The sequence below is a fragment of the Azoarcus sp. TTM-91 genome (genome assembly GCF_012911025.1).
Taxonomy (GTDB): domain Bacteria; phylum Pseudomonadota; class Gammaproteobacteria; order Burkholderiales; family Rhodocyclaceae; genus Azoarcus.
Window position 1 is genome coordinate 33,763 of sequence record NZ_WUEI01000006.1, and the last position, 13,194, is coordinate 46,956.

Genomic DNA, 13,194 nt, shown 5'->3' on the forward strand with positions numbered 1-13,194 from the left:
GGACGCATCTTAAGGTCCGGCTGTGGTGGCTTTGTATCCCTGCGTATCCGGAGCGGGCCGGGAGACATGTTCATGCAAAAGCAGCCCTTGCGAGACAAATGCGGCTTACACGGCGCTGTTCAAATGGCTCCGTCGCCCGAACGAACGGGCACATCAACGCAAGGAGAGACACATGAAGACCTGGATGAAGACCTCGATTGCCGCCGCCGTCATCGCCGTTCATGCGCTGGGCACCACCGCTGCATTCGCCCGGGACGACGACCACCGCGGCCCGGGCCGTGGGCCGGGCTGGACCCAGACCTCGCCGGAGAAGGCCCAGCAGCACGCCGAGCTGCGCCTCGCCAGGCTGGAGCTGGCGCTGGCGATCAAGCCGGAACAGCAAGCCGCGTGGGATCAGTTCAAGACCAGCATCGCCGCCCAGCAGGCCAAGGCTGGCGAACGCTTCGCCGCACGCAAGGACAAGGCGGAGGCGCCCCGTACCGCCAGCGAGCGTCTGGCGAAGATGGAGGAAATGAGCCAGCTGCGCCTGGCCGAGCTGGCCGAGACCCGCAAGGCGGTGGATACGCTCTACCCGCGGCTGAGCGACGCGCAGAAGAAGGTGTTCGACGCCGAGTTCATGAAGGGCCCCGACCCGCGTGGCGACCACCGTGGTCCGGGCAAGGGCCCGGGCCGCGATGCTGGCCCGCAGCAGGGCCACTGAGCTTCGGCGGTAGCCCAGGCCCGGCATCGACGGCGATGCGGGGCGGCAGAACGGCCCGGTGACGGGCCGTTCTGCCGTTTACGCCGGGTGCCACCCCAGGGAAGGGCCGGGCCTGGGCGAAAGGTGGCTTACCGCGCGGATGGGACGGGAGAGCACGCGGCCGCTGGCCAGCGCTCCTTGTTTTACGCCGGCTTTAGCCCGCCTGGCTCAGCGGTGCGGCGGAAACCGCCTGCCGCGGCAGGTAAGGCAGCACCGCGGCGGTGGGCACGTCTTCGTTCACCTGTGTGAGCACCATCAGGATCCAGCCGGCACAGGTGCTTTCGGTGACGCGGAAGCGGCGGCCATCGACCATGTGAACGTCGAATACATGGTTGGGGTGGCTGTGGCGCTTGCGCTCGGTGAGGCGCAGCCAGGTGTCCAGCTCGGCATCGCCGATGCGGGGGCCGACCTGCTTGCTGTGGCAGTGGCGGATCAGCCCGGCGTAGGTGCTGACGGTGGGCGGCAGCTGGTGCAGCTCGCGGAAGGCGTCGTTGGTGAGCACCAGCCGGTCGGACGCATCCAGCAGCGCCATTGGCTGGCGCATGCTGTCCAGCCCGCCGAGCAGGGCGTTGAGGGCGAAGCCGTTCTCGCGCGCGCTGCCGAACTGCCGTGCCGGCGGCAGGGGCGGCGTGGCGGCGGCTGGCGGCTCGCCGAAGTCCAGGCCGGCGACGCGGTCCCGCCCTTGGTGCTTGGCGCGGTACAGCATCTGGTCGGCCAGCCGCATCCAGGCTTCGTGGCTGGCCAGGTCGGGGCTGAGCTCGGCGACGCCGAAGCTGGCGGTGACCAGGGTGTCTTCCAGCAGCGGGGTTTCATGCAGGCGGGCGCGCAGGCGCTCGATCAGCACGCGGGCTTCCCTGGCGCGGGTCTGCGGCAGCAGCATGCCGAATTCCTCGCCGCCGTAGCGGCCGGCGATGTCGGTGGTGCGCAGGCACTCGCGCAGCAGGCCGGCGAAGCGGCGTATGGCGTCGTCGCCAGCTTCATGGCCGTGATCGTCGTTGATGCGCTTGAAGTGGTCGATGTCCGTCAGCACCAGGGTGGCCGGCAGGCCGGCGCGGCGGTAGCGGGCGAATTCGTTACGCACCTGGGCTTCCCAGTGGCTGCGGTTGTAGAGGCCGGAGAGGCCGTCGTGGCGCGTCTGGTGCTCCAGCTCGGCGCGCTTGTTGCGCAGCTTGGTGATGGCCTGGTGGGCGGTGTGCGCCACCAGCAGCGGATGGGTGAGCAGCAACGGCAGGCAGGACAGCACATTGGCCGTGGTGGATTCCGGCATCCAGTGGAAGCCGCCGAGGAGCAGTCCCAGCACCAGCCCGGCGGCCTGCCAGGCAAGGCCGCGGCCGAGCAACTGCATGCCGCCAGCGGTCAGGCTGCTCATGCACAGCAGGGTGACGGTGAGCACGCTGGGCAGGGCGTTGAAGCCGATCTGCGCAATCCAGAAGCCGCCGACGAACTGGTCGATCAGCAGGTTGCGCTGTTCGGCACGGAAGGGGTTGCCGGCCCGCCGCGCCCAGGCCCAGGCCAGGTGCGGCCAGACGAAGCAGTAGAGAAGCAGGCCGATCCATTCCAGCAGCGGCGCGCCGGTGTGATGGAAAACGGTGAGAACCAGCGGCGAACCGGCGGCCAGCCCCAGCACGCGCGGCAAGTAGGACTTGCGGGCGAAGCCGAGCTGGGCGACATGGAGGCCGGGTTCGTTGGTGGTGAGCATGGGGCTAGCATGCCATGCGCCGAAAGTCTTACCCGTGTGATTCTTGGCAGCCGCCTTATCGCTCTGCCAGCCACTGTTCCAGCGCGTCCGGGGCTAGCGGACGGGCATAGAGATAACCCTGCCCGATGTGGCAGCCGTGGCGGGCGAGGAAGCGGGCCTGCTCTTCCCGCTCTATGCCTTCGGCGACAACGGTGAGGTTGAGGCTTTCGCCCATGCGGATGACCGCGTCCACCAGCGCGCCGGTCTTGTCGTCGCGGCCGAGGTCGCGGATGAAGCTGCGGTCCAGCTTCAGCTCGCTCACCGGCAGGCTGCGCAGGTAGCCGAGGCTGGAGTAGCCGGTGCCGAAGTCGTCCAGCGCCAGATGCACGCCGGCGGCGTGGATGGCGGCGACGTTTTCCTGGGTGATGGGGTGGGCATCCATCACCATGCTTTCGGTGGCTTCCAGGGTGATGTCGCGCGGGGTGAGGCGGTGGCGGGCCAGGGTGTCGGCGATCAGCGCCGGCAGCGTGGGGTCGCGGAAGTGGGGCGAAGAGAGGTTGAGAGACACCGACGGAATCGGCACGCCCAGGCGGCGCCAGTGGGCGAGTTGGCGACAGGCTTCGTCCAGCACCACCCGGCCGAGCTCGACGATGAGGCCGCATTCTTCCGCCAGCGGAATGAAGTGGGAGGGCGGCACATCGCCGAAATGCGGATCGCGCCAGCGCGCCAGCGCTTCCACGCCGTACAGGCGGTTGTCGTCCAGCCGCAGCTGGGGCTGGTAGTGCAGGCACAGGCCGCCGCCGCTGAGGGCGTCGCGCAGCGCTGCCTCCAGCGCCATGCGCTCGTGCGCGTAGCGGTTCATCTCCGGGCTGAAGAACTCGTAGGCGTTGCGGCCGGCGGCCTTGGCCTGGTACATGGCGACATCGGCGTGGCGCAGCAGGGTGTCTACATCGCAACCGTTGTCCGGGAACAGGCTGACGCCGATGCTGGCGGAGGGATTGAGGCGGGCGCCGGCCACCTGCAGCGGCCGGGCGAGGCTGGCGAGCAGCCGCTCAACCGCCACGCAGGCCTGCTCGGCGTTGGTTTGCGGCAGCACGATGGCGAACTCGTCGCCGGACAGGCGGCCGACCAGGTCGGCGTCGCGCACGCATTCCTGCAGGCGCTGGGCGATCTCGCGCAGCAGGGCGTCGCCACTGTCGTGGCCCAGGGTGTCGTTTACCTGCTTGAAGCGGTCGAGGTCGATGAACAGCATCGCCAGCGGTGTGCCGTGGCGGGCGCACAGGGCAATGGCGCGGCTGGCCTGGGCGAGCAGCAGGCGGCGGTTGGGCAGGCCGGTGAGGGCGTCGTAGAAGGCGAGGCGCTCGATGTGGATCTTGGCCGCTTCGCGCTCTATCGCCACCGCACAGAGCGGCGCACACAGCTCCACCAGCTGGCGGTGCAGATCGTCCGGCCGGCGTTGGTCCACGAAATAACAGGCCAGCGTGCCCAGCACCCGGCCGTTGCGGGCCTTGATCGGGTGCGCCCAGCAGGCGGCGATGCCGGCGGCCGCCGCCAGCTCGCGGTAGGGCGCCCAGGCCGTCGAGGTGGCCACCGAGCTGGCCTCCACCGGCGTGCCGTACCAGGCGGCGGTGCCGCTGGAGGCGGAATCCGGCGCGATCGGCAGCTGGTGCAGCACCGGCATGAACACCTCCGGCACGCTGGGGGCGGCGAGCAGGCGCAGGTATTTGCTGTCGTCCGAAGCGACCAGGATGGCGACCCGCAGCTCGGGGGCGATGCTCTCCACCTTGCGGCAGACGGTGTCCATCACCTCCCGCACCGGGCGGTCCTGGATCATGGTTTCGAGCACGCTGCGCTGGAGCAGCTCGTACATCTTGCTGCGGGTGATCTCGGTGAGGGCGATCACGCAGTTGCGCAGGCTGCCGTCCTCGCGGTGTATCGGGTCCATGACCACAGAGGCCCACAGCGGCCGGCCATCCTTGCGATAGACGATCTCGTCGGCGCGGAAGGTTTCGCCGCGGTGCAGCCGGCCATCCAGGCGGGCGAGGCTGGCAGCCTCGGTGTGGGCGCCGGCCAGCAGTTCTCCGGGCTTGCGGCCGCGTGTTTCCTCGGCGTCGTGGCCGAACAGGCGGCGGAAGCCGGCGTTGACGAAGACGATGCGGTGCTCGTCGTCGGTGATGATGACGGCGTTGCCGGTGGCGTCGGTGCCCAGCGACAGCAGCCGCAGCTGCTCCTGGTCTTCATGCTCGCGGGTGACGTCGCGCAAGAAGGCGGTGTACATCACCCGGGTGTCCACCGTGATGCGCGACAGCGACAGCGTGGCCCACAGGGCGCGGCCATCCTTGCGCTCCAGCCTCACCTTGCGGCTAGAGCCGACGATGCGGCTCTCGTTGGTGCGGCGGTTGCGCGCGATGAGATCGTCATGGCGCGGCTGGATGTCGGCGGGCACCAGCATGGTGACGCTGCGGCCGATGACTTCCCGGTTTTCCCAGCCCCACAGCCGCTCCGCCGCCGCATTGAAAAACACCACCCGGTTGTGCTCGTCGATGACCACCACCGCGTCTATTGCCTGCGCCAGCGTCTGCACCAGGATCTCGCCGGCATTGCTTGCGCCGGTGAGCGCGGTGTGGCGCAGCAGCGGCAACTCCGGCAGGGGCGGGTGTTTTTCCGTGGCGTGTGTCGGCTTAACGACATCGGCGGGCGTCAGCATGGTCGGGGGTGGCGGCATCGTCGAGCAGGCTCAGCTAGGCAAGTCGTTGTATTTCCGGGTGCGCAGCGGCGGCTGCGCGCCCGGCTCGGAGTGCGGCCGCAACGGCTTTTTCATTCAAGCAAGTTCGATACCGCCTTTGGCTTAGCCCGGCGGCAATGGCTCAGCGCGGGCGTTTTTCCGCCTGCTGGCCCAGCCAGTGCTCGAACTCGGCGGCGGCCATCGGTCGGGCGAACAGGAAGCCCTGCGCCAGTTGGCAGCCCAGAGCCTGCAGCCGGCGCCGCTGGGCGTCGGTTTCCACGCCTTCGGCCAGCACCGAGAGGCCCAGGCTCTCGCCCATGCGGATCACCGTGTCGGTGAGCGCAAGGGCGCGGTCGTCGCCCGCCAGGTCGGCGACAAAGCGGCGGTCCAGCTTCAGCTCGCTGATCGGCAGGCGGCAGAGGTCGCCCAGGCTGGAGTAGCCGGTGCCGAAATCGTCCATGGCGATGCGCAGCCCGGCGCGGTGCAGGGTGTGCAGGATGTCCAGCGTGCCGCCGTCGCTGTCCATCATCACGCTCTCGGTGGCCTCGATGATGAGGTCGGCCGGCTGCAGGCCGTGCTGTTGCAGCAGGAGGGCGATCTGCGCCGGCAGTGCCGGATCGCGGAAGTGGTGGGCGGAGAGGTTGACCGCCACCGCCGGCACCGCCAGGCCGCGCCGGCGCCAGTCGGCGAGTTGGCGGCAGGCGCCGTCCAGCATGTGCAGGCCGAGGCGGTCGATGAGGCCGCACTGCTCGGCCAGGGCGATGAAGCGGGCGGGCTCGATGTCGCCGTATTGCGGGTGGCGCCAGCGGGCCAGGGCCTCCACGCCGCGCAGCACCCCGCTGGCCAGCCGCAGCTGTGGCTGGTAATGCAGCTGCAGGCCGTCGGGCTGAGCCAGGGCCTCGCGCAAGGCGATCTCCAGTGCCAGGCGTTCGCGCGCCAGCCGGTTCATTTCGGCGCGGAAGAAGTGGACGGCGTGGATGGCGGGGCGCTGGCTGTCCTTGGCCTGATGCATCGCGAGGTCGGCTTGGTGCAGCAGGGTGTCCAGTTCCTGGCCGTCCTCCGGGAAGAGGCTTATGCCGATGCGGGCCGACGGCGTCAGGGTGATGCCATCCAGCGGGTAGTGGCGGGCCAGGGCGGCGAGCAGCCGCTCGGCGCTGGCGGCGGCGCGCAGCGCATCGGCTTGGGGCAGGACGAGGGCGAACTCGTCGCCGCCGAGGTGGCCCAGCAGATCGCCGCCGCGGGCGCTTTCCCGCAGGCGCCGGGCGGCTTCGCGCAGCAGGGCGTCGCCCGCGGCGCGGCCCAGGGTGTCGTTCACCTGCTTGAAGCGGTCCAGGTTGAGGTAAAGGACCGCCAGCGGGGTGCGTGCCCGCACGGCCTGGGCGATCAACCGGCCAGCCTGGGCGGCGAGCAGCCTGCGGTTGGGCAGGCGGGTGAGCGGGTTGTAGAAGGCGAGGCGGTGGATGTGCAGGCGCGCCTGTTCGCGTTCCAGCGCCAGGGTGCAGAGCGAGGCGCAGACCTCGCCGAGGCTGTGCTGCAGTTCGTCCGGCGCGGCATCGGCGTCCGCGTAGTGGAAGACCAGCGCGCCCAAGGGTTCGCCGCCGCTGCCGCTGAGGGGGCCTACCCAGCTGGCGGAGTAACCGGCGGCGGCGAGGCGGGCGTGGTATTCGCGCCAGCCTGTCAGCTCGCGGCTGCGGGTGAAGGGGGCGGTCAGCCCGGACAGGGTGCTGGCTGGCGGGGCGCTGGCGGCGGCGAGGGCTGCCGAAGTGGACAGCGCGGGCGCGGCCAGTAGCTTGAGCGGAGCCGGGCCTCTGCCGGATGCCTCGCCCTGCACGTCGGGGTTGGCCGGGCCGAAGATTGCAAGCGCCGCATCCGGCGCAATGCGCCCCGTCTCGCGGCAGAGGACGTCCAGCAGCGCGGGCAGGGGGAGGTCCTGGGCAAGGGCGTCGAGCGCGTGCTGGCGCAGGATTTCGGGCGCCTTGCGCCGGGTGACGTCGGTCAGCAGGCAGAGCAGGCGGCGGTGCGGGCTATCACGCAGGGGGGTGAGCGTGATGCTGGCCCAGCGCGGCCGGCCGCTGCGGTCGTAGAGCAGTTCTTCCCCCTGCCACTGCTGCGGATGGCGGAGAAGCCGGCGCAGGCTGGCGAGCGTGGCGGGATCGGAATGCGGGCCGCTGAGCAGTTCGGTCGGCCAGCGGCCCAGGCTTTCCGCCGGCGGGTAACCGAAGGTTTGCTCGAAGCCGGCGCTGGCGTGGGCGATGCGCAGCGTGGCGTCGAGGATGAGGACGGCCTGGCCGGCCCGCTGCAACCCGAGGGCGGTCAGCTGCGCGGCGGCGGCGTCGGTGAGGTCGGCGGCGCGACCCGGGTGCGTCGCCTTGCCCAGGGACGCAGGGGAGGTGTCGCTTCCGGCCGGGATGGCCGGCCACAGCGGGGGCGGCGGCGCAGATAGGGTGGCGAGAGGAACGGAAGGCGCGGTGGCCGGGGAGCTTGCGGCAGCCGGTGCAGCAGCGGTGTCCGGGCCGGGGCCGTAAGCGTTGGCGGCCGGGATGGCGGCGGCGCCCGCCGCGCCCGGCGGAGGCGGGTGGGCGGCTGAATCTCCACCAGGATCCGGTTCGGCGGCGATCAGCGTGCTAGCGCCGGCCCTGCAGCATGGCGGCGCGGGGTAGCTGTCGCGGGGCAGGGTGGCATGCACCGGATCGGCCGCCGGTTATCATGCCGGCCCGCTTGAGGGCGCAGGGGTGTGCGTCCGCAGGCAGGCGGGGCTCATGGGGGCGACCCGCATGCAGCCCGGCGGGAACGGTGGGGGCTGCCGGGAGCAGCGCGGAGTTCCTTTCCTGTTGGCGGTTTGTGTCATCTGGTTATTCATTTAAAGTCGACCGTTAGTCAAATTGATTGTGCGCGAAAGTCGACAGTTGGTCAATTGGCTATGAGCGGCTGATTGGCGGTTACCGGGTTGTTAGTTTCCGCGCATGCAATCGAGCATCGAACGAGAGGCCTTCAGTACCCGCCTGCGGCAGACGCTGGAGCGGGCTGGCATGGCGGAGCCCGGCGCGACCGACCTGGCGCGGGAGTTCAACCGCCGCTATCCCGGCATGCCGGTAACCCCGCATGCGACGCGCAAATGGTTGCTGGGCGAATCCATACCGGCGCAGGCGCGGCTGCGGGTGCTTGCACGCTGGCTGGGCGTGAGTGCCGAGTGGCTGCGCTTCGGCGAGGGTGCGATGAGTGTGACGGCCAGCGACGAGCCGCAACCAGAAGTCGATTTCCAGCTCGCCCGCGAGATCGCGGCGCTGTCGGCGCCGCATCGCGAAGTGGTGCGGGAGATGGTGCGCGCACTGCGGCGCGCGGAAGGCGGCAAGGACTGACTTCCCGCCGCCGCGGGCGTTAAAGCAGCGGCGCCCGCTCCTTCATTCCCAGCGTTCCCGATAGGAAAAGGTCGGTAGCTTCCAGCCCCGCCACAGCGCCGCCATGCGCAGGCTGAGGCCCAGGCCGAAGGCCGCCGGCAGTGCGATCTGCTGCCCCACGCCAACGGCCTGCAGGCCCAGGTAGAGCGCGCAGACGGCGAGCGACACGCTGGCATACAGCTCGCGGCGGAACACCACCGGCACCTGGTTGCACAGCACATCCCGCAGCACGCCGCCGCAGATGCCGGTGATCATGCCGGCCATCACCACCACCGGCAGCGCGTAGTCCATCGCCAGCGCCACCTGGCAGCCGATGACCGAGAAGGCGACCAGCCCCAGCGCGTCCAGCACCAGGAAGATCCGCTTCAGGTGGTGCAGGTGGCGCGCCAGCAGGATGGTCGCCAGGCCGGCGCCTATCACCAGGTAGATGTATTCCGGATGCTGCGTCCACGACAGCGGGAAGTGGCCGAGCACCAGGTCGCGCACGGTGCCGCCGCCCAGCGCGGTGACGAAGGCGATCACCGCCACGCCGAAGGCGTCCATGTTGCGGCGGCCGGCAGCCAGCGCGCCGGACATGGCTTCGGCGACGATGGCGATGAGATAGATAGTGGTCAGCATGGCAGGCCCCCGCGCAGGGGGGCGCGCCGGACGGCGAGGCAGCGCATGGGAAGCTCCACGAAACGCGGCACCGGCAAGCCGAGCCTGTTGCTCGCGCCTGCTGCAATGCTGCGTAACGCCGCTCCCCCTGTCCTTTGTGCCTGAGCGTTTCGCCCGTTGCGGGCTTGCGTCTTCGGCGGATCGGCTGCGCAGTCTCAGTGGACTGCGCCGATCGCTCTCCAGTCGGCGAATGTTTCCGCGGTCCTTGCTGCCTGAGCGATTACGGGAGTCTGCGCCTTCGGCGGAAGCGGGCGGGTGCCGGCTTCGCTCTCCCACGGAAGCGGCGGATTATCCCGGCCGTCCGCCGCCGGGTCAAACCCTGTCGCACCAAGTCGGGGCGGAGCCAGGACGCAAAAAAGCCCCCGCCCCTTGCGGGGCGGAGGCGAATGCGCATTACAAGGGCGCAGGGAACATCAAGGGCAGGGCGGCGTTGCCAGCCCGACCCGCGATCAGTGGAACTGCTCTTCTTCGGTGGAACCGGTGAGGGCGGTGACGCTGGACTTGCCGCCCTGGATCACGGTGGTGATGTCGTCGAAGTAGCCGGTGCCGACTTCCTGCTGGTGCGACACGAAGGTGTAGCCACGGTCGCGGGCGGCGAATTCCGGCTCCTGCACCTTCTCGACGTAGGCCGACATGCCGCGCTTGGCGTAGTCCTGGGCCAGATCGAACATGTTGTACCACATGGAGTGGATGCCAGCGAGGGTGATGAACTGGTACTTGTAGCCCATGGCGCCCAGCTCGCGCTGGAACTTGGCGATGGTGGCATCGTCCAGGTTCTTCTTCCAGTTGAAGGAGGGCGAGCAGTTGTAGGCCAGCAGCTTGCCCGGGTGCTTGGCATGCACCGCCTCAGCGAACTTGCGGGCGAACTCCAGATCCGGCGTGCCGGTTTCGCACCACACCAGGTCGGCGTAGTCGGCGTAGGCGACGGCGCGGGAGATGGCCTGCTCCAGGCCCTTCTTGGTCTTGTAGAAGCCTTCGGCGGTGCGCTCGCCGGTGAGGAAGGGCTTGTCGTTCTCGTCGTAGTCGGAGGTGATCAGGTCGGCCGCTTCCGCGTCGGTACGGGCGATCACCAGCGTCGGCACGCCATAGACGTCGGCAGCCATGCGGGCGGCGATCAGCTTCTGCACCGCTTCGGTGGTCGGAACCAGCACCTTGCCGCCCATGTGGCCGCACTTCTTCACGGAAGCCAGCTGGTCTTCCCAATGCACGCCAGCGGCACCGGCGCGAATCATGGCCTTCATCAGCTCGTAGGCGTTCAGCACGCCGCCGAAGCCGGCTTCAGCGTCGGCAACGATGGGCAGGTGGTATTCCACATGGCCGGCATCACCCGGGTTGATGTTCTTGGACCACTGGATTTCGTCGGCGCGGTTGAAGGCGTTGTTGATGCGCTCCACCACCTTCGGCACGGAGTCCACCGGGTACAGGGACTGGTCCGGGTACATGGCGGCGTATTCGTTGTTGTCGGCGGCGACCTGCCAGCCGGACAGGTAGATGGCCTTGATGCCGGCCTTGGCTTGCTGCACCGCCTGGCCGCCGGTGAGGGCACCCAGACAGTTCACATAAGGTTCGGTGTTCACCAGGTTCCACAGCTTCTCGGCACCGCGGCGGGCCAGGGTGTGTTCGACCTGGAAGGAGCCACGCAGGCGGACGACGTCGGCAGCGGTGTAGCCACGCTTGATGCCTTTCCAGCGCGGGTTTTCGGCCCAGTCTTTCTCGATGGCGGCAATTTGCTGTTCGCGGGTCAGGGTCATGATGCTTCCTTGTCGAAAGGTTGGATTTGATGTCCGGCGTGTATCCGGGGGCTGTCCGGCAGGCCGGCGGGTGGTGAGGCCCGCCGGTTTCGACTGCGCTACCGCCGCGTTTCCGAGGGAGAAAAGCCGCGTCGGTTGAAGGGCAGTATAGGGAGCATCCCGCGCAGCAGCAATATGTCTTATATAAGATATAAGAAAAAATGTTTGTATTTAAAATCATATGCTTGAAAAATTAGATCCGCATTATGAAAAGCCAATCAGCGTGGTGAAACGAAAGGGCTCCCAGGCGCTGTTGCGGCGCACATCCGGGCGATTGCCAGGCGGGCGGGCGTGGGCCGGCCTGGGGTCTGCCTTTGGTGATAGGTAACTGGTCCGCTGCTTGCTTGAAGGAAGCTGGAGAATGCGCCTGCGGGCCGCGAGCCGCGGCGAGGGTATCCGCCCCTCGCCAGGTTTGCGGGAGACCCCCAGGGCGTGTAAATTCAGCTTATAAGTACATAAAAGGACTTTCTTGCCGACGCTGCCTCCCTTATTCACATGAGATGGGGCACGGGCCGGAAAGCCAACGGAGAGGCGGACACACCATGAGTCTTTCGTCCAATCTGGACCTGACCAAGGTCTATCGGAACTGCGTTTTCCAGTCCCGTTCGGCGGTCACTTCCCATGCTCAACTCAGCCATGAGTTCTCCGAGCACGACCTGGAATGGCGCCGTGGCAGCGTGGATACCGCGCTCTTTCGCGCGGCCATCAACCGCATGAGCTTCTTCGTGCTGCGCTACGGGCCGGAGGTGGAGGTGCGCCCGGAGCCGTTCAAAGACTTCGCTTTGGTGCAGATGCCCCTTCGTGGTGCGGCCGAGATCGAGTGCGACGGGGTGCGCCTCACGGTGCAGCAGGGCGAGACGGCGATCGTGGCGCCGCGACGGAATATCCGCCTGGTGTGGCAGCCGGGTTGCGAGCAGCTGATCCTGAAAGTGCCCTTTGATCTGCTGAAGCAGGTCTCCTGTTACACCTGCCCGCGCAGCCACTGCCCGCCCGGCGTGCCGGACTGCGGGGTGCAGCTGGAGTCTGCCTTCATCCTCAATTCCGGCCTGTTGGGGCAATGGCAGGCGCTGGTGCAGCAGTTGCTGAACCTGCTGCCGGCGCCGGGCGACGTCGCCTTGCACCCTGGCTGGCTCAACCAGTTCGAACAGACCGTGGCGATGTTCCTGCTCGCCCATCAACCCGCTGCCCTGGAGCGTGACCTGCGCGGCAGCGAGGAGGAAGTCATCGAGATGTCCTCGTCCGCCCGCCTGGCGGCGCGCAAGCTGGAGGCGGTGGAAGAGTACATGCGCGGCCGGCTGTTCGCCCCCATCTCCCTCGCCGACCTGGCCAAGGCCGCCGGTGTCAGCGCCCGCACGCTCAACATCCTGTGCCATCGCCATCGTGGCGTGGCGCCCATGGTCCTGCTGCGCAACATGCGGCTGGAGGCGGCGCGGGCCAAGCTGCTCACCAACCCGGCAGTGAGCGTGACCGAGGTGGCGCTGGAATACGGCTTCGGCCACCTGGGGCGCTTCTCCGCCTATTACCGCGAGCGTTTCGGCGAGCTGCCGCGGGAAACCTGTTTCCTGCGCCATTGAGGTGTGCGGGTGAGCCTTGCCTATATCTATATGTATGAGGAAGGGCGTTGATGGATCTCGGCGCCGGTGAGCTGCGTACCTTCGTGCCGGCGCAGGACTTCGCGCTGTCCCAGGCTTTCTATTCGGCGCTGGGCTGCGAGCTGGAATGGTCGGACGACAGCCTGGCGCTGTTCAGGGTGGGGGCGTCGCGCTTCTACCTGCAGCGCTACTACCTGAAGGAATGGGCGGAGAACTGCGCGCTGCACATCTCGGTGCAGGATGCGGCGGGCTGCTGCGCCGACATTTCCGCACTGGTGGAGTCTGGCCGCTTTCCCACTGTGCGGGTGACGGCGCCGAAGCGTGAGCCGTACGGCGCGCTGGTCACTTATGTATGGGATCCGGCGGGCGTGCTGCTGCACCTGGCCCAGTGGGACGAGGGCTGAGCGGACTCCCGCGCTGCGCGTTTTCCCGCTGCGTTGAGCGCTCCCCCGTCAGCCCGCGAAGCCCTGCTCAAAGCGGATAGCCGGTGTGCGCGAATCGGCTAGTCGCATCCTTTCGGCGACAGGCACCCTGAGGGGGCAAATTCCCCCCAACTGCCTGGAGCCAGAAAACATGAACACGCTCTTCCCCCGCATGCCGTTCGCAACGCCGGCT

At 68.5% G+C, this 13,194-nt stretch carries 9 protein-coding genes and 1 riboswitch; of the genes, 4 read left to right on the forward strand and 5 right to left on the reverse strand.

Going from position 1 to position 13,194, the window contains the following annotated elements:
• Positions 1-172 precede the first annotated feature (172 nt).
• Positions 173-700 carry a Spy/CpxP family protein refolding chaperone gene (locus GRF61_RS03290; protein WP_133591931.1) on the forward strand — a complete coding sequence of 176 codons (528 nt, stop codon included), beginning with the start codon at positions 173-175 and terminating at the stop codon, positions 698-700.
• Positions 701-893: 193 nt separating this feature from the next.
• Here the strand turns inward: GRF61_RS03290 and GRF61_RS03295 are convergent, their stop codons facing one another.
• The 3 genes from GRF61_RS03295 to GRF61_RS03305 form a co-directional block, all read right to left on the reverse strand.
• Positions 894-2,438: a diguanylate cyclase gene (locus GRF61_RS03295; RefSeq protein ID WP_169149294.1), complete on the reverse strand. Its 1,545-nt coding sequence runs from the start codon at positions 2,436-2,438 to the stop codon at positions 894-896.
• Between the two features lie 55 nt (positions 2,439-2,493).
• Positions 2,494-5,142 (reverse strand): EAL domain-containing protein, encoded by a 2,649-nt coding sequence (locus GRF61_RS03300; protein WP_211165712.1) that lies wholly within the window; start codon positions 5,140-5,142, stop codon positions 2,494-2,496.
• Positions 5,143-5,284: 142 nt separating this feature from the next.
• On the reverse strand, positions 5,285-7,828 hold the full coding sequence (locus GRF61_RS03305; protein ID WP_169149295.1) for an EAL domain-containing protein: 2,544 nt from the start codon (positions 7,826-7,828) through the stop codon (positions 5,285-5,287).
• Between the two features lie 277 nt (positions 7,829-8,105).
• Here GRF61_RS03305 and GRF61_RS03310 point away from each other — a divergent pair, with 277 nt between their 5' ends.
• A complete protein-coding gene (locus GRF61_RS03310) occupies positions 8,106-8,501 on the forward strand; it encodes a hypothetical protein (RefSeq protein ID WP_211165713.1) in 396 nt (131 codons plus the stop codon).
• Between the two features lie 42 nt (positions 8,502-8,543).
• Here the strand turns inward: GRF61_RS03310 and GRF61_RS03315 are convergent, their stop codons facing one another.
• Both GRF61_RS03315 and aceA read right to left on the reverse strand, forming a co-directional pair.
• A complete protein-coding gene (locus GRF61_RS03315) occupies positions 8,544-9,158 on the reverse strand; it encodes a trimeric intracellular cation channel family protein (RefSeq protein WP_169149296.1) in 615 nt (204 codons plus the stop codon).
• Between the two features lie 228 nt (positions 9,159-9,386).
• Positions 9,387-9,482: riboswitch (glycine riboswitch) on the reverse strand.
• Positions 9,483-9,646: 164 nt separating this feature from the next.
• Positions 9,647-10,948: an isocitrate lyase gene (gene aceA / locus GRF61_RS03320; RefSeq protein ID WP_169149297.1), complete on the reverse strand. Its 1,302-nt coding sequence runs from the start codon at positions 10,946-10,948 to the stop codon at positions 9,647-9,649.
• A 581-nt stretch (positions 10,949-11,529) separates the two neighbouring features.
• Here aceA and GRF61_RS03325 point away from each other — a divergent pair.
• A complete protein-coding gene (locus tag GRF61_RS03325; RefSeq protein WP_169149298.1) occupies positions 11,530-12,561 on the forward strand; it encodes an AraC family transcriptional regulator in 1,032 nt (343 codons plus the stop codon).
• A gap of 50 nt (positions 12,562-12,611) precedes the next feature.
• Positions 12,612-12,983: a hypothetical protein gene (locus GRF61_RS03330; protein ID WP_211165714.1), complete on the forward strand. Its 372-nt coding sequence runs from the start codon at positions 12,612-12,614 to the stop codon at positions 12,981-12,983.
• The last annotated feature ends 211 nt before the right edge of the window (positions 12,984-13,194 follow it).